Annotated in this window: 14 protein-coding genes; 6 read left to right on the top strand and 8 right to left on the bottom strand. The window is 53.6% G+C overall.

Features of this window, described 5'->3' with window-relative positions:
• The first annotated feature begins 8 nt into the window (after window positions 1-8).
• Window positions 9-2042 carry an AsmA family protein gene (locus tag GA0061070_RS01400; protein WP_090133023.1) on the top strand — a complete coding sequence of 678 codons (2034 nt, stop codon included), beginning with the start codon at window positions 9-11 and terminating at the stop codon, window positions 2040-2042.
• Between the two features lie 52 nt (window positions 2043-2094).
• Here GA0061070_RS01400 and GA0061070_RS01395 read toward each other — a convergent pair whose 3' ends face one another.
• From GA0061070_RS01395 to GA0061070_RS01385, 3 genes are all read right to left on the bottom strand, one after another.
• Entirely contained in the window at window positions 2095-3411 is a 1317-nt protein-coding gene (locus tag GA0061070_RS01395; RefSeq protein ID WP_090133021.1) for an MFS transporter, read from the bottom strand.
• Window positions 3412-3684: 273 nt separating this feature from the next.
• Window positions 3685-4716, bottom strand: a complete 1032-nt coding sequence (gene yhjD, locus GA0061070_RS01390; RefSeq protein WP_090133019.1) for an inner membrane protein YhjD — start codon at window positions 4714-4716, stop codon at window positions 3685-3687.
• A 54-nt stretch (window positions 4717-4770) separates the two neighbouring features.
• Window positions 4771-5670, bottom strand: coding sequence for a LysR family transcriptional regulator (locus tag GA0061070_RS01385; RefSeq protein WP_090133017.1), 900 nt, complete (start codon window positions 5668-5670; stop codon window positions 4771-4773).
• 118 nt (window positions 5671-5788) lie between these two features.
• On the opposite strand from GA0061070_RS01385, the gene GA0061070_RS01380 reads away from it, so the two are divergent.
• Entirely contained in the window at window positions 5789-6547 is a 759-nt protein-coding gene (locus tag GA0061070_RS01380) for an SDR family NAD(P)-dependent oxidoreductase (protein ID WP_090133015.1), read from the top strand.
• A 43-nt stretch (window positions 6548-6590) separates the two neighbouring features.
• On the opposite strand, the gene GA0061070_RS01375 is transcribed toward GA0061070_RS01380, so the two are convergent.
• Window positions 6591-6989: a YdeI family stress tolerance OB fold protein gene (locus tag GA0061070_RS01375; protein ID WP_090133013.1), complete on the bottom strand. Its 399-nt coding sequence runs from the start codon at window positions 6987-6989 to the stop codon at window positions 6591-6593.
• A 68-nt stretch (window positions 6990-7057) separates the two neighbouring features.
• The gene (locus tag GA0061070_RS01370; RefSeq protein ID WP_208598145.1) at window positions 7058-7594 is read right to left on the bottom strand and encodes a GNAT family N-acetyltransferase; all 537 of its coding nucleotides are present in this window, start codon (window positions 7592-7594) and stop codon (window positions 7058-7060) included.
• Window positions 7595-7750: 156 nt separating this feature from the next.
• On the opposite strand from GA0061070_RS01370, the gene GA0061070_RS01365 reads away from it, so the two are divergent.
• Window positions 7751-9340 carry an STY4199 family HEPN domain-containing protein gene (locus tag GA0061070_RS01365; protein ID WP_090133009.1) on the top strand — a complete coding sequence of 530 codons (1590 nt, stop codon included), beginning with the start codon at window positions 7751-7753 and terminating at the stop codon, window positions 9338-9340.
• Between the two features lie 69 nt (window positions 9341-9409).
• Here the strand turns inward: GA0061070_RS01365 and GA0061070_RS01360 are convergent, their stop codons facing one another.
• Complete coding sequence (locus GA0061070_RS01360) at window positions 9410-11059, bottom strand: alpha,alpha-trehalase (RefSeq protein WP_090133007.1); 1650 nt, start codon at window positions 11057-11059, stop codon at window positions 9410-9412.
• 280 nt (window positions 11060-11339) lie between these two features.
• On the opposite strand from GA0061070_RS01360, the gene GA0061070_RS01355 reads away from it, so the two are divergent.
• The 3 genes from GA0061070_RS01355 (at window position 11340) to GA0061070_RS01345 (ending at window position 12658) form a co-directional block, all read left to right on the top strand.
• The gene (locus GA0061070_RS01355) at window positions 11340-11489 is read left to right on the top strand and encodes a hypothetical protein (RefSeq protein ID WP_244153022.1); all 150 of its coding nucleotides are present in this window, start codon (window positions 11340-11342) and stop codon (window positions 11487-11489) included.
• A 315-nt stretch (window positions 11490-11804) separates the two neighbouring features.
• Window positions 11805-12482 carry a hypothetical protein gene (locus tag GA0061070_RS01350; RefSeq protein ID WP_244153021.1) on the top strand — a complete coding sequence of 226 codons (678 nt, stop codon included), beginning with the start codon at window positions 11805-11807 and terminating at the stop codon, window positions 12480-12482.
• Window positions 12479-12658, top strand: a complete 180-nt coding sequence (locus tag GA0061070_RS01345; RefSeq protein ID WP_090133006.1) for a hypothetical protein — start codon at window positions 12479-12481, stop codon at window positions 12656-12658. The genes GA0061070_RS01350 and GA0061070_RS01345 overlap by 4 nt, the downstream gene beginning before the upstream one ends.
• 3 nt (window positions 12659-12661) lie before the next feature.
• Here the strand turns inward: GA0061070_RS01345 and GA0061070_RS01340 are convergent, their stop codons facing one another.
• Window positions 12662-13228 (bottom strand): recombinase family protein, encoded by a 567-nt coding sequence (locus GA0061070_RS01340; protein ID WP_090133004.1) that lies wholly within the window; start codon window positions 13226-13228, stop codon window positions 12662-12664.
• 35 nt (window positions 13229-13263) lie between these two features.
• Window positions 13264-16311, bottom strand: coding sequence for a Tn3 family transposase (locus tag GA0061070_RS01335; protein WP_090133002.1), 3048 nt, complete (start codon window positions 16309-16311; stop codon window positions 13264-13266).
• Window positions 16312-16464: the final 153 nt, after the last annotated feature.

The raw sequence follows: 16464 nt of genomic DNA, 5'->3' as shown, positions 1-16464 counted from the left end.
ATAAAGCGATCATCGCTGTTATAGCCACCGTCCTGTTATTGATTGTGGTTGCTGTCGTTATCATCGCCACCTTCGACTGGAACCGCCTGAAACCCACCATCAATGAAAAAGTCTCTGCGGAACTGAATCGTCAGTTTGTCATTCGTGGCGATCTGGGCGTGGTCTGGGAGCGGCAAAAAGAGGAGACTGGCTGGCGCAGTTGGGTGCCGTGGCCGCATGTTCACGCTGACGATATTATTCTGGGCAATCCGTCGGGTATTGATGAGGTCACCATGGTGCATTTGCCGCGCGTAGAAGCCACGCTTGCGCCGCTGGCACTGCTCAGCAAAACGGTCTATCTGCCGTGGATCAAACTGCAACAGCCGGATGCCCGCCTTATTCGCCGCACAGAAAAACTCAATAACTGGACGTTCACCCTCGCCAGTGATACCAACAAAGAGGCGAATGTGCCGCCCTCTTCGTGGTCATTTCGGCTTGATAATATTCTCTTCGATCGCGGGCGTATTGCCATTGATGATGCAGTGACACGCGCCGATATCGAGATCCTCGTCGATCCGCTCGGTAAGCCGTTGCCATTTAGCGAAGTGACCGGCAAAAACGATGGCAAAGCGAAGGTCGGCGATTATGTTTTTGGCCTGACGGCAAAAGGGCGCTACAACGGGCAGCCGCTCTCCGGAACGGGGAAAATCGGCGGCATGCTGGCGCTGCGCAGTGAAGGAACGCCTTTCCCGGTGCAGGCGGATTTTCGCTCCGGCAATACCCGCGTCGCGTTTGTCGGTACGGTCAACGATCCGATGAATATCGACGGTGTCGATCTACAACTGAAGTTCGGCGGCGATTCGCTGGGCGATCTATATGACTTAACTGGCGTGCTGTTGCCGGATACGCCGCCGTTTGAGACCGACGGTCATCTGATGGCGAAGATAGACAGTGAAAAAGGCTCAGTATTTGATTACCGCGATTTCAACGGCCATATCGGCGACAGCGATATTCACGGCTCGCTCAAGTACACCACCGGTAAACCGCGCCCGAAACTGGAAGGCGATGTGGAGTCACGCCAGTTGCGGCTGGTGGATTTGGGGCCGCTCATCGGCGTTGATTCCGGCAAAGGGGCGCAGCAACCCGGAGGCACTGAACAGCAAAAAGGGGAGAAATCGGTGCAACCGGCAGGAAAAGTGCTGCCGTATGATCGCTTTGAAACCAATAAATGGGATGTGATGGATGCCGATGTTCGCTTCAAAGGCCGCCGTATCGAGCATGGTTCAACGTTGCCCATCAGCGACCTCTCCACGCACATCATCCTCAACAACGCTGACCTGCGCCTGCAACCGCTGAAATTTGGCCTTGCTGGCGGCGCTATCTCATCGAACCTCCATTTTGAAGGGGATAAAAAACCGATGCAGGGCTATGCGCAGATCCAGGCGCGGCGGCTGAAGCTGAAACAATTGATGCCGAACGTCGAGCTGATGCAAAAAACACTCGGCGAGATGAATGGCGATGCAGACATTCGTGGCGTGGGGAACTCGGTCGCCGCGCTGCTTGGCACCAGTAACGGTAATCTCAAGCTGCTGATGAACGACGGGCTGGTGAGCCGCAATTTAATGGAGATCCTCGGCCTGAACGTTGGCAACTATGTTATCGGCCAGCTTTTTGGCGATGACGAAGTGCGGGTCAACTGCGCAGCGGCCAATCTGGATCTGACGAACGGCGTGGCGCGTCCGCAAATCTTCGCTTTCGACACCGAAAATGCGCTGATTAATGTCACCGGTACTGCCAGCTTTGCCTCTGAGCAACTGGATTTAACCATCGACCCGGAGAGTAAAGGCATTCGTATCGTGACGTTGCGTTCACCGTTATATGTGCGCGGCAGCTTCAAAAACCCGCAGGCCGGGGTTAAGGCCGGGCCGCTGATTGTGCGCGGAGCCGTGGCGGCGGCGCTGGCGACGTTAGCGACGCCTGCGGCCGCGTTACTGGCGCTGATCTCGCCCTCAGAAGGGGAGCAGAATCAGTGTCAGACGATTTTGTCGCAGATGAAGCACTAACGCTGGAAACACTAAGAAGTGGCCCTCTCGCTGGCGGCGAGAGGGGAAAGGATTACAGCGTCTGGTGTTTAGTTTCGTGAGTCAGCAGCAGCGCAATCAGTGTTAACCCCGCCATTGCTGCCAGGTAGAACCCGACATACATCAGGCCATAATTCGCCTGCAACCAGGCGGCGATATACGGTGCCACAGACGCGCCGAGAATAGACGACACGTTATAGGAGAATGAAGCACCGGTATAACGCACTTCAGTCGGGAACAATTCCGGCAGCAGTGCGCCCATCGGGCCGAAAGTCAGGCCCATCAGGCTTAAGCCAATCAGCAGGTAAATCATCACCAGCACCGGATTACCGGAGCCCAGCAGCGGCGGGAAGACAAACAGCGCGAACAGAATGATAAGCGTGGTGATGATAACCATGCTTTTACGACGGCCAAACGCATCGGCCAGCAGGCCTGCCACCGGCACCATCACGCCGAAGCCAATCACTGCCATCATCAGCATCCACAGTACTTCATTGCGCGGCATGCCAAGCCCCTGCGGCGAGGTGCTGAAAGTCATTGAATAGACCGTCATGATGTAGAACAGCGTGTAGGTTGCCAGCATGATAAAGGTACCCAGCACCGTCACGCGGACGTGTTTGGTCAGCAGTGTACCCAGCGGGATTTTCACCTGTTTTTTCGCTGCAGCGACTTTGGCGAACACCGGCGTTTCATGCAGCGAAACGCGCACATACAGGCCGATCAGCACCAGTACCGCAGAGAAGATAAACGGTACGCGCCAGCCCCAGTGCATAAACTGTTCGTCGGTCAGCAACCAGGAGAGCAGCAGGAATGTACCGTTCGCGAAGAAGAAGCCGATTGGTGCGCCCAACTGCGGGAAAGAACCGTACAGCGCGCGTTTGCGCGGCGGGGCGTTTTCCGTGGCCAGCAGCGCTGCGCCACCCCACTCGCCGCCAAGCCCCAGACCCTGGCCAAAACGGGCCAGCGCCAGCAGCAACGGTGCCATTACGCCGATCGTTTCGTAACCTGGCAGCAGGCCGATCACCACGGTAGAGATACCCATGGTCAGCAGCGAGGCCACCAGCGTCACTTTGCGGCCAATACGGTCGCCAAAGTGGCCGAACAGTGCGGAGCCGATCGGGCGTGCAATAAAGGCAATGGCGAAGGTCGCCAGCGATTGCAGCGTGGCTGCCGTTGGGTCGCCCTGCGGGAAGAAGATATGCGGGAACACAATCACCGCAGCGGTCGCATAAATGTAGAAATCGAAGAACTCGATGGCGGTGCCGATCAATGAAGCAACGACGACTTTATTGCGTGAGTTTACCGGTGGGTTTTCCTGCTCGTTGTCGAAAGTGGTAGCTGTAGCTTGCATAGTATTTTCTTATTTTTGGGCGAACGAACAACCATATTAGTCACAGCAAAAGCGGCATTTCAATCTGTAACAAAACGACAATCTGCATGAAAAATGCGCAAAGAGTGGATAATTTTCACACGTGCGATTTCCCTTCCATGAAATGCTTCACATATTTTATAAATTAGTTGATAAGACTGGATTAAGGTTAAATAAAAGTTACGGCCTGGATTTTCATGCTGAAAAGCGAGATCGGGCTGATATTTTACGTTTTCACTCAGCCCGGGCGTGAATTTAGTGGTGGGTTACATCCGGCATGCGTGGGTCATTTTTGTATCGCGCGGTGGCAATCCATGCGGCGCAAAACAGTGTCAGACGGGCGAAGAAGTAGAAGAACGCCATCAGTCCGAGTACCGAACCAAATGCCGCGCCGGAGGGTGATTTTACCAGCGATGGCAGCGTCCAGGTCATTACGATTTTGATCACCTCAAAGCCTATAGCGGCGATAAAGGTGCCGCGGATCAGCGCTTTTTTGTGCGGGCGGTGACGCGGCAAGCGCCAGAAAATCCAGAAAAAGAGCAGATAGTTGGCGAATATTGAGATCCCAAGGCCAATCAGCCGCCAGGCCGGTTTAAGCCACTCAATATTATCGAGATAGAGCGCCGAGATAATTATCTGCTGCGCCGAACCGGAAATCGAGGTGATCGACAGCGTGATAATCAGGGCTATCAGCAGACCAATTAGTGAAATAAAGTCGCGGAAATATTTTACCCAGATTTTCTCCGCGTCCCGGGCATTGCGCTCCCAGACATCGCGCGACTGGGCGCGGATTGCCTCGCGCAGGTTGCCCATCCAGTTCACACCGGAGTAGAGAGCGATGGCCAGTCCGGCAATCCCTACCGTGGTGCGCTGCTGTACGGCGATATTGATAGTGTTCTTCAGCATTGTCGCCATGGTCGGATCGCTGACACTCAATACAATTTTGTCGAAGATGTCCTGCAACAGCGTTGGATGCGAGGCCAGCACAAACCCGGCGGCGGCAAACGAGACCATCAGAATCGGGATCATCGACAGAAAAGAGAAGTAGGTGATGGCCGCGCCAAACTGGTTTCCCATACGATCATTAAAGCGTTCTGCGGCGCGGATAAGGTGCGCGATGACGGGAAGGCGCTGTAGTTTTTGCGCCGTACCGGCCACGGTCGCCAGCGTACTGCTGACTTTTCCTTCCCTGGCGTTCTTCTGCCGTGCAGTCTGTCCCGTCATCTTCCTTACGGGTTTATAGTCGAGGTTTTGCGTCGGGCGTTTTTCATGATTTTCCGGCGTCATCAGCGCTTTTTTCCTTCTCCTGAATGTGTCTGTAACGAAAATTATAGCCTGGCGCTAATCGACATAATCTTTCAGCGCCGTCACCAGCCACTCCATAAATAGATGTACGCGGCGGGAGAGATTGCGGCGGTGCGGGTAAATCAGCGAGACCGGCATCGGCTCAGCGCGATATTGTGGCAGGATCTCCACCAGCTTTCCGGCGCGCAGCGCTTCACGCACGCCGATGCGCGGAACCTGAATAATCCCCAGCCCGGCAAGGCAGGCGGCCTGATAGGTTTCTGTGCTGTTGACTGTCAGAATGCCGCCAGTTTTTACCCACCGCATCTGTTTATCCTGCCAGACTTCAAAACCTTGCGGACGCGTACCGAGGTTCACCGCATAATGCACCAGTGCATGAGAGGACAAATCATCCAGACTCTCCGGGTAACCGAATCGCGCTAGGTAATCGGGGCTGGCACAATTAATAACCGATAACCGCCCAAGCTGGCGGGCAATTAAGCCGGAATCTTTCAGCGTGCCAACGCGTACCACGCAGTCGAAACCTTCGCGGATAATATCCACCAGCCGATCGCTGCTGCTCAGCTCCAGTTCAATGCCGGGATACTGTTGCACGAAAGCGGGCAAGCGCGGGATCACCAGATTCTTCGCCACGCCGACCGGCATATCCACGCGCAATCGTCCGCTGATGCTGGAAGGATCGTGCAAAAACAGGCCGTCCAGCTCATCCATATTTGCCAGCAGATCTTTTGCTCGCTCGTAATAGACCATCCCATCCTGCGTGAGCTGCACCCGGCGGGTGGTGCGGTGCAACAACTGCGTGCCGAGATGGGTTTCCAGCGCCTGAATCTGGCGAGATACACTACCTTTAGGTAATCCCATTGAATCCGCCGCCCGGGAAAAACTCTCCAGCTCCGCGACGCGGATGAACAGTTGCATTGCGTGAATTTTATCCATACCGACACTCTATTGTTGTCATGAGTGAAACAGTGAAGCGTAATTTAACACCTTTATTGTTTTTGTGTCAGTTAATAAGCTTTTCTCACTCTCCACATCAGCGAAAACGAGGTTTCTTATGACACAACCTATTGCATTAGTGACAGGCGGCAGCCGCGGGCTGGGTAAAAACGCGGCCCTGAAGCTGGCAGCGAAGGGAACGGGCATTATCCTGACCTACAACAGCAACGCCGAAGAAGCACAGAAAGTCGTCGGCGAAATTGAACAAAAAGGCGTGAAGGCCGTGGCATTGCAGTTGAACGTCGGCGATATTTCGGGTTTTGCTGCCTTTACCCGTGAAGTCCATGAACAGCTAAAACAGGTCTGGCAGCGTGAGACGTTCGATTATTTATTGAACAATGCTGGCATCGGCATTCACGCAGCGTTTGCTGAAACCACGGAAGCGCAGTTTGACCAACTGGTGAATATCCACGTTAAAGGGCCGTTCTTCCTGACGCAGAATCTGCTGCCGTTGCTGAAAAATGGCGGTCGCATTCTTAATGTTTCCAGCGGCCTGGCGCGTTTTTGCCAGCCAGGATATGCCGCTTATGCGTCAATGAAAGGGGCGATGGAGGTGTTGACCCGTTATCAGGCGAAAGAGCTGGGCGCGCGTGGAATTGCGGTGAATATCATTGCGCCGGGCGCTATCGAAACTGATTTTGGCGGCGGCCAGGTGCGCGACAACGAGCAGATTAATCAGTATCTCGCTACGCAAACCGCACTGGGGCGCGTGGGGCTACCGGACGATATTGGCGATGCGATGGCGGCGTTGTTGAGCGATGAACTGGGCTGGATGAACGCGCAACGTGTGGAAGTCTCTGGCGGTATGTTCCTGTAAAAAATGACGCCCGGCGGGCTTCTGGCTGCCGGGCACGCATTGGCTACTGTTTCTGAAAATGTGTTACCCGGATAAACGCAGGCTGCTGTTTTTTATCCAGCGAGCCGCTTATACCAACGAGTTCATCCGGTGATACGGATTTGCCATCGAACAGCATCATCGGGATCACCACGTTTATCTCGCCTGTTTTATCGCGAAGCAGGTAGCGATCGTCGCTCTCCTTTTTCACCAGGTTGCCGTGCAGCGAGACGGATGCACCGTCATGCATGGATTTTGCGGCTTTGATGGTGGAGCTTCGCGCATCCTCCATTCCTCGGTAGCCATCCTCCATTTTGTGCGGCGGCGGCGGGGCTTTATCAGTTTTCAGACCGGGTGAATCTTCGGCGAATGCCGTCATGGAGAACAGTGTTGCTACACAGAGGATGAGCACATTTTTCTTCATAACTTCTCCTGTCAGTTGCCGGAACACGTCTTTAAGCCTGGCAGAAGGGCGTGTGATGTGCTGATAAATTAGCCTTTTTCTGTATATTCATGGCGCAGTAAGCCAAACAGCCAGTCGTTATGCCACGCTCCCGCCAGCCACCAGGTCTCCCGCAGTTCGCCTTCCAGTACAAATCCTGTTTTTTCCAGTAAACGGCGTGAGGCCAGATTCCCGGCGGTTACTGTGGCGACCAGCCGACGAATACCGCCCTGGTTAAACGCGTAATTACACAGGGCGGTAAGGGATTCCTGGCCGTAACCTCTGCCCTGTGCCTGCGGCGCAAACAGGAATCCCACTTCGGCACAATCGTCCTCACGGTGGATATAGCCGGTTACCCCAAGTGGCGCGTTTGTGGCGTTATCGCGTACCAACAAACAAAGCCAGTGCGGGCTGCCAGGCTGCCATTCAGGCAGACGGGCGTCAAACGCCGCGCGGATCTCCTGTTCACTGCGGGTATCCGAAACGTAACGCATCACATCGGGGTGCTGTTGCAGCGCAAGAAAAAAGGGCCAGTCCTGTTCAGACAGCGGCGAACAGGTCAGTCTGGGCGTATGAAATATAAGCATCATGAATGTCTCCGGCCATTTTTTTAGGCGTTGAAAGCTGTATAACTGATAATAATCCTTAATTGGTCTATCCTTTAACTACCCGTAATTAAAGAAAAAATTCCGTGCTGACATTGGCCAGATAATTATTTCTTAAGTTGTACTTAAAGGAAAATAATGACAAGCAACGCTCCTGTTAATACGGGTGAACAGTTTGAAAAATGCATTGCTGTGATCCGCCAGGCGTCCGTCGAAATTCTGTTATTACTGAATGTCCGTTTCGACGAGGGCAAAGATCCGCGCTGGTTTTTAGAACAACTTGATATTGCGCGTCTGAGCATGGGTGGCTGGGGCGCGGTGGCTAAACGACTAAAACTCAACGATGCGGAATTAACACAGTTCACTTTGCAACTCCGTCACTTGCAGCAGCTTGTCCCACGTTATGAGAGCGGGCAAATCGTGACGGAAAATCAACTGATTGCCGCGCTTCGCTTTGTTAGCGCGCTGGAATATTTGCGAACCCGGCAACCGCTACTCAGCTATAGCACATCGCTAAAAGTGGAGGAGAGCCAGCAGCAGCACGGTCAGCAGCAACTGCGCGCGCTGGAGATGATGATCACCTCGCTGGTAACGCAGGCGTGGCCGGATACGGAACGCCTGCGTAACCATTTGAAAACGCAGTTTGGCGCCGATCATGTGCGGCGCTGGCTGCGGTTGGGCGATCGCAATGATATTTTGAGCGGGATGCGCTTTAGCGAGCTGGCGTTACTGTTGGTGGATAAAAAAGAGTTCAGCCAGCATTACGCGCACTTGTTTAACGATAGTGCGGTATTAAACCTGTATCTGGAAACGCGTAAAACTCTGCACACGTTCTTAGAGGATGTGCGGCAGATGCGCGCTGTGGTCGTGGCGGGAGAGCCGCTGACCTCCAATCAACTCAGTTTACTGGATAGTTACTATTCGCAGATCTCGGGACCGGTACAACGCGCATGGGAAGAGGGGCGCACCACAACTAATCCCGCCGAAATATTGCGCGAGGCGGGTAATAACTTAGACGCTTTCTGGGAGCAGGCGCGGAAAAAAGACCGTGCCGCAGGAGGTGATACGATGCCAATGCGTGACAATATTGACAGACCGGCTAAGCACCAGGCTCGTAGCCGGGAAGAGCGGGAGCAGTTATTTGTCAGAGCGTTATGGGGCTCGGTAGGCGTAGTGGCGCTTATCGTGGCGATTGGCGGGGTGTGGCTATTCTTCGGTGATGCTCAGGCACCGATGGCGCGCGTAAACAGCATTACAGTGCCAATTTCGCAGGGCAAGGAAAAAATTTCGCCGAAAGAGGAGCTGAGCCGCATGGGGTTGCCGCGTGACGAGAATAACTTCCGCGCGGCAATTGATCGTAACGATACGCGCGTGGTGTCGCTATTTTTGCGTACCGGAATGAACTGGAAACTGTCGTGGACAGAGCAGGCGGTGGCGGCCAATCATACCGAGGTGCTGGATATGCTGCTGCGTTACCGGATACAAATGGATGAGAATCGCCCCTGCCGTCGCTTTATCAGCATGTTGAGCCATGAAATGGCGGTGAATAACAAGGGGTTATCATCGATCGGCAAAAGCTATTTGCAGGCGTTTTGCACTGTAAAACCGGTGGTTGAGCGTCAGCGTTATGAGATGGAACAGGCGCAGTTGCGTAACCAGGCAGAGCCGGATGACGAAAACCGTAAATGGGCGGATATTCAGACCGCCATTTATAACGCCATTGATTAGGGTGGCCTGATAAACGAAGCGTTATCAGGCGTTTATCCCGATGGCGTAGTTGACGAAGGGTGGCGAGCGTTACGGCTCGCCGTACAACCCGATTAACCGGCGTACCACGCCGTTTGTCCAGCCGAAACCGTCTTGCAACGGGTATTCCCCGCCGCCGCCTTCGCGCGGCGTGCTGCTGGCAATGTGGTACTTCTCGATCAGCTTGCGGTGATTCCGGTAATAGTGATTCACCGTTTGCAGCCAACTGCGGGCGATCTCGTCACCCAGTGCGTCGTTGCCGTAAAGCTTAAAGCCCTGTACTGCCATCCACTGTAACGGTGCCCAGCCGTTGGGTTTATCCCATTGTTCGCCGGTTTCATATTCCGTCGCCAGAATGCCACCAGGCGTGAGCAGTCGATTTTTCACCGATTCCGCCAGCCGCTCTGCCTGTTCATGCGTCGCCATACCGACATACAGCGGCACGATACTGGCGGCGGAAAACAGCGCCATCTCTTCACGACGCCAGTCGTAATCTCGGTAGCAGCCATTCTCCTCATCCCATAGATAGCGGTTAACCGCCGCCCGGCGATCGCTCGCTTTCTGGCGGAATTCCGCTTCACGCTCGCGATCACCTTTCAGCCCGGAAATATTGGCAATCGCGCTTTCCAGTTTGAACAAAAAGGCGTTCAAATCGATGGGAATAAACTGCGTGGTACGAATGCTCGCCAGCCGGTGTGCATCACGCAGCCAGCGGGAGGAGTAATCCCAGCCGGACGCGGCTCCTGCGCGCAAGTCGCGATAAACTTCATTCGCCGGGCGACCGGAGTGGCGGGCGGTTTCCACATCCTCCAGCCAGGATTCGTCTCGCGGCGTATCGCGATCGTCCCAGTAACGGTTAAGCAGCGAACCATCTGGCATCCGCACAACATGGCGGTAAGCCTGGTTCAGTACCAGCGATTCTGCGCCATCCATCCAGAAGGCGTACTCCATCAGCAGGTGTTCAAGGTAGCGCCGCGCACCGCGCACGCCATCCTCTTCAAACAGCTCCACCATCAGAGCAAAAACGGGCGGCTGCGAACGGCTCAGATAGTAAGTCCGGTTGCCGTTCGGAATATGGCCGTAGCGTTCGATCATCCACGCGAAATTATCGGCCATACAGCGCAGCAGGTCGTCGCGGCCGCTTTCTGCCAGCCCCAGCATGGTGAAGTAAGAGTCCCAGTAATAGGTTTCTCTGAATCGACCGCCTGGCACGATGTACGCCTGCGGCAGCGCCAGCAGCGACGACCACGGAATATGATCCTGCGGCTCGCGGGTCAGCACCGGCCACAGATTGTCGATATGCTCTTTCAGCGAATGCTCCGGATTCGAAACATACTCTTTGCTCGTGTTTTCCGGCATCCAGAAATGCGCTTTCACGAACTGTTTCAGGTCGAACTCGGGTTTGCGTTTGATTTTGCGATAGCGAATCAGAATATCGAGCGGATCCCTTTTCGGCGCACAGTCGGGGAAGGTTTTACTGTCGGCAAACAGTCGTGACGACTGCACGTGTTCAAACAACTCCAGGTAACGATCGGCAGGCGTCAGCGCATCGGACGCCGGTAGCCCTTCGATCATTTCGGGTTCCGGCTCCGCGTCGATCATTTCATCCAGTTTTAACTCGCACGGATCGGTTTCATAGAGAAGCTCTTCTTCGATGATAAACTCGACGTTTTCTGCGCTTTGTAGTTTCTGGTTGAACATAGTGGCTCTGGCCTCCGGATGTCGTCGTAAAAATGACGGGTGTGTCCCGGCTATCTATAAAGCGTAGACATTCGCTTCGATCTCTGGGGAATTAAATGTGCGTTAGATCACGTTTTGTTCCCCGTTGTGCGAAAGCAGAAATTAAACAACTTATTGATTAATATTATGAAATCCGCAAAACGGAGCAGATAACGCAGCGGCAGCTTTCAGAGTAATCAATTTGCAACGATTTATGAATCATCGGCCTTGCGCGCTTGCCTGGCCAGGAAGCACCATTACGATGGAGAGAGAACCCGTGAATTTCGCCACTATTACGTTAGAGCAATGTCTGGATATTCGCCAGGCGGTGCTGTGGCCGCATCTGGAACGCGATGCCTCACGCGTGGAGGGCGAGGGGTTTGAAGCACAATGCAACGGAAACGTACGTTAAGAACGTAACCCTATGGTTTTAAGTCTATAACCTCATGAGGTTGTTGGACGGATTTACATTGATTTCATTACCGGATCTATGAACAGTGAGAATGCTGCACGTCGCATGTTTACTGGCGTCAACGAAAAGAGTAAATAAAATCCCATTTTTTTACTCACCTGTTCTGCTCAAAAATGCACTTAGCGTATGATCTCGTACGGTTGGACTTCAAACCCCATCACCGGCGGGTTTTGCTTTTGTACAAACTGTCCGGGGTCGCCTATTTTTCTCGTAGCGCCCCGCGCAACGGAAGGCTTTAGTATATACACAAACAACATGATTCTGGACAAGATCCAGGCCGACAAATACCTGGCCCTGCGCCTTGAGGAGGCGCTGGCTGGCGTTCGCGACGAAATGCTAGAGCAGGGTAAAAACCTCCAGGCTGGCGCAACGCGCGCCATCTACTATACGAGCTGCTTCACGCAGAATTATCAAGACGTCTGTGCGAAGCAGAAGAAGGAGGATATCCGCTTCATGCTGGCTATAGTCAAGCTGGTACGCGAGCATGATGTAATTCAGCGGATGATACGGATCTACATCGACATGCTGCTGCAAAACCTTACCCCTGACCGTATCCGCCACATTCAGCAGGAACTCGTCAAACAGGGGGCCACTTTCGCCAGCGGTTCCGTAACTAACCAGTCGTTGAGCGCCGCGATAACCATGACGATCTGCTACTCTTTCAGCCTTAGCGTGACAGTAGAGCGCGCATTGCTGCGTCACGGAACAAAGGGCGTGATGATAGTCGGCATGTACGGCTACGTGCAGGACGCAGCAAAGGCGGCTGACAGGCTCAAGCAGGTTAACTGGATGTATTACCGGGCGCTGTACGCCGAGACGCTGGAAATGCTGTATTTTCTGGTAGAGCCGGTCATCAGCCGAAACCCGGCGTTAACCAGGCTGCTGTCGTCGGATGTGGATATCGCTAACGGAATAATGCGGATGATACGATGAGCTTTTTTAAACGATGGCTGCGCTGGCAGCTTAAAGTCTTCGGCAGCGTCGCGGTGGTTGTGGTGCTGACTGTCGGATTTGGGGCATTGGCCGGAACGTACTGGCCGGAATACGCCTGGGGCACCACCGCGTTATTCGCGGCGGTTGTCTTCGGCTTGACCTGCTGGCTGGGGTAGCAGTCAGACGGGCAGGGCGTCGCCGGTGGTCGTCAGGACTTTGTAGACCGTCGACCGGGCGATGCCCATCACCTTCGCGATCTCCGTCGCTCCCATACCTTCGTCGTGCAGCTCCCGCACACGCTTTCGGTCAACCGAACGCTTACGGCCAAAACGAACGCCCTTGCTCATAGCTTCCTGGCGGCCCTCGTTCGTTCTCTCCAGTATGCGCATACGTTCGGCCTGCGCGACTGCCGAGAGGATCGTGACGATCATCTTGCCCATCTCGCCCTCGGTGCTAATTCCGTCATCCATAAACCTGACGGCCACGCCCAGGCGGTCAAACTCTTTTATGAGCTGGATCATATCGCCGGTGTCACGCCCGAGGCGGTCCAGCTTCTTCACCAGGATAAGGTCGCCTTCTTCCACTTTGAGGCGCAGCAAGTCCAGCCCCGCGCGTATGGTATGGCTCCCGGATTCCTTGTCGGTAAAAATGCGGCTGGGTTTAACACCGGCCTCTTTGAGCGCTTTGATCTGAATATCGAGGGATTGCTGGCTGGTCGAAACGCGGGCGTAACCAAAAAGTCGCATAAGGGGGTTCTACGCCGGAACCGCCGAAATTTCCGTTACCCCAGTTTCAGCCCGGCAACCAGCGCATCCAGGTCAATAAGTTCATTGCTGCTCTGGAAGGTATAATGCCCGTTCAGCAAGATATGTTGCCAGGCCACCGGCGATATCCGGGTCAAAGCATCAATGTCCTTGTTGTTGCCTTCTGCTTCCAGCCGTTCCAGTAATCGCGACAGGATCGCTGAGTTGTAATAAACGATCGCGTTGCAGATCAACCGCCCGCACTGATTACTGATGTCTGTTTCAATGTCGTTTTTCCCGGTTAACTCTTTCTTTCCACCGACTTTGGCGACGGCGCCACGGAGCTGGTGATAAGATTCAATCCGGTTCTGTGAGCGGCGGATGTTTCGTTCCTGCTGGGGATCGCGCATATACTTCAGTGTGTAAATACTGCGAACCAGCCGGTCATATTCAAACACTGCCTTTCTTGTCGGATTAGCCGTTGTATATGTGCATAATTTGCGGATCAGCGTTCCCTGCGTCATTTCCTTCAGCCCCAGCGTGGCGACGATGCGCCCGAGATTGCTTTTTTCACGGGTAATAAGTTCCAGGTCAATCTGTCCGGCAGGCTGAATCAGGCACTTCTTATATGTCGAGGGCTCTCTGGTACAGTACAACTCCGACAACTGTCTGTTCAGGTCAGTAAAATGAGGTTCAAATCGAAGACCAAACCAGTGCAGGATCGCAAAGTTGGCCTTGTTGATGCTGTGCATGTCTCCGGTAATGGCCGTAGGCTTCACTGCTGAAGTGTTGCGGTACCAGATATCAAAGACATGGTGGCCTTCGTACTCGTTTGTGCCAATCAGGTATCCGTTGATTGGGATGTGGTTACACAGCAGTGTGTAAGCCACCATGCCTTTACCGCGACCAAAATATTTACGTGAATATCGGGCTTTCACTGTCGGACGCTCAACACCAAATTTCTGCCCGTCAACGGCTCCATAAAGAGTCTCCGGATCAAACGAATAGAGTGGGAAGACCGGCAGTGCTTCTATGGCATCGGTGATACAGTCATTGGCCTTCAGCAACGACGCCAGGCGAAGGTACTGTTCGTACGTAGTTTCCAGAACATGGAACGGTATATCGCTGGTTCTCGCCATGACATGATTACCATGGTTCATCGCCTGCGCAACGATGACCGCCATCAGGCTGTCTGCATCCGCTTCTTTTTTGGCATAACGGGGTTGTAGCGGCTTCATAGAATGAAGAAATCGGCACTGTTCGTTAACAAAGCGGAAAACATCGGTCACATCACAGAATGGAAGTTGCTCATAGAAACGCTTGTTCTGCTCCTTATTACGACTGACCACTGATTTATGCCAGGTTAGCTTCTGCGTTTCTTTGTCGTATTCCAGATGTTTTAGCTTCCCCTGCTTCAGCTCACGGTTGAAGGCTTTCCACTGCCGGTGCAGTTCGGACTCCAGCACCTTTAGCTGCGTTTTAATCGGCTTTTGCAAAAATGGGATGTTCATTTCAGCCAGCACGGCGGCCTGTTCCCCTTCCGGTACCAGCTCATCAGAAAGATGGCGGTGCCGGAGACTGTCATTGAGGTGGAATTCACCTGCCTGAAAACGCTTTCTTATCTGGCGATAGAGCCAGAATTCATAGCGTCCGGCATTCAGGCCTGTGGATTCACCATCCTCACCGTATTCCAGCAGATATGGACGCAGCCGTGCGGGTAACGTTTCAGGCGGGCATTCCTCAAGTGACCGCTGCGAAAGTGTCTGCTTTTTGCCGAACACCATTCGGAGCCAGTGCAACGCCTCAGCCCACTGACTGTGCCGGACCACGCTTGTGAGGTCGAGTGACAGGTATAATGGCCGCAGGTGACGCCGAATTAATGCTGTCATACCGTCCACGGCCTGCCACTGTAGCGCCAGTCTGCTGACGGGTTTTACACTCATGCGATGCGCGGTACTTTTCAGTGCCTCCCGTGGCATGATTTTCCAGGCACGGCGGCGGACTTCACCAAAGGTCGTAGGGTCAGGAACGCTGTCGTCAACATAAAGCGATAGCAGACGCCCGATTTTGGATGTTTCGCGTCGGTGTTTTTCCTGTACATCAGCCATAAGCTGTTTAGCCACGCTGCGGCTCTCATCCTCGAGCTGTTTCATATGGAAAAACATCGCATCCACCAGGTTGTCGCTGAACTGGCGATAACGAATCCAGGCATAGCACAACAGGTAAAGGCGGGTCTGCCCGGCTTTCAGGTTGCGGAGATCGTAAACGGTATAGAAATTTGCCAGGCTGGCATAGTACAACAGGTTTTGCTGGGAAATATTCAGTGCCGGTAAGATGTCACAGGCTTTGCGGTGTAGTGGCTCCAGGATGGCCCTTTTTTCCCGTTCGTGGACCATCTGGCGCCAGCCAAAGTCACGCGCATCCTGCCTGAGAACCGCGAGCCGGGAAAGCGTATCATCTCGCTCAATCAGCTTATCCAGCCCGGTAATTGTCGTGTCATCAAGCCGCTCAGCCAGAATACGCTCCAGTCGCAGCCTTTCATCAGAAAGAACCCGGCTCACTAGTTCCTGGAGCGTGGTATAACCGGGTCGGATGATTTTATGTTCGTTGAGCCATATGATCAGCTCCATGGCGACAAAGCCAGGAGTCACATCACGGCGAACAATGTGAATGGCCTGATGTTCGAGTTGTGAAGACAGTGCAGATGACCAGGGCCGGTAACCGTAAAGGGCGCAAATTTTTTCCCGCTGAGCATAGCGCTCATGCTTGGTGGGAGACTGCTCTGGAAGTGGCTCACCGTGAAAATAACGACTCAGGATAAAGTTGCAGTCATCCTTAACATCGCTCCACCCGAAGCGGAAAAACAGGTGTTTGGCTTTAAAGTAAGCGATCTGGAGGATGCAATAAATCTGAGCGTGAAGCCCCTGACGACTACAGGCCAGTGCCAGCTCAGATTCATCCAGAGCTAGATATTCCAGTCGCTGTGCATCATCGAAATCAGGGAGGCCATACAGCGCTTCCTGCTCGGCATTATTTAAAACAGCCAGTCGTTCACTTTTGCCTGTCGCTTTGCCACGAGTAGTCATCCTGACCCCGATTAATCATGTCCGTAAGAGGATCGTTCTGCGGACAGTAAAAATTTTAATTTACGCTTCAGAGAAAATCACTGCTGACGTTGTCTCATATCACTGGTACGATATCAATCTCTTTCACGGCCCCTTATACGTACATATTTATGA

The organism is Kosakonia oryziphila (assembly GCF_900094795.1).
Lineage (GTDB): Bacteria > Pseudomonadota > Gammaproteobacteria > Enterobacterales > Enterobacteriaceae > Kosakonia > Kosakonia oryziphila.
The sequence above is the reverse complement of the archived record's forward strand: the minus strand, read 5'-3'. Positions and strand labels throughout refer to the sequence as shown.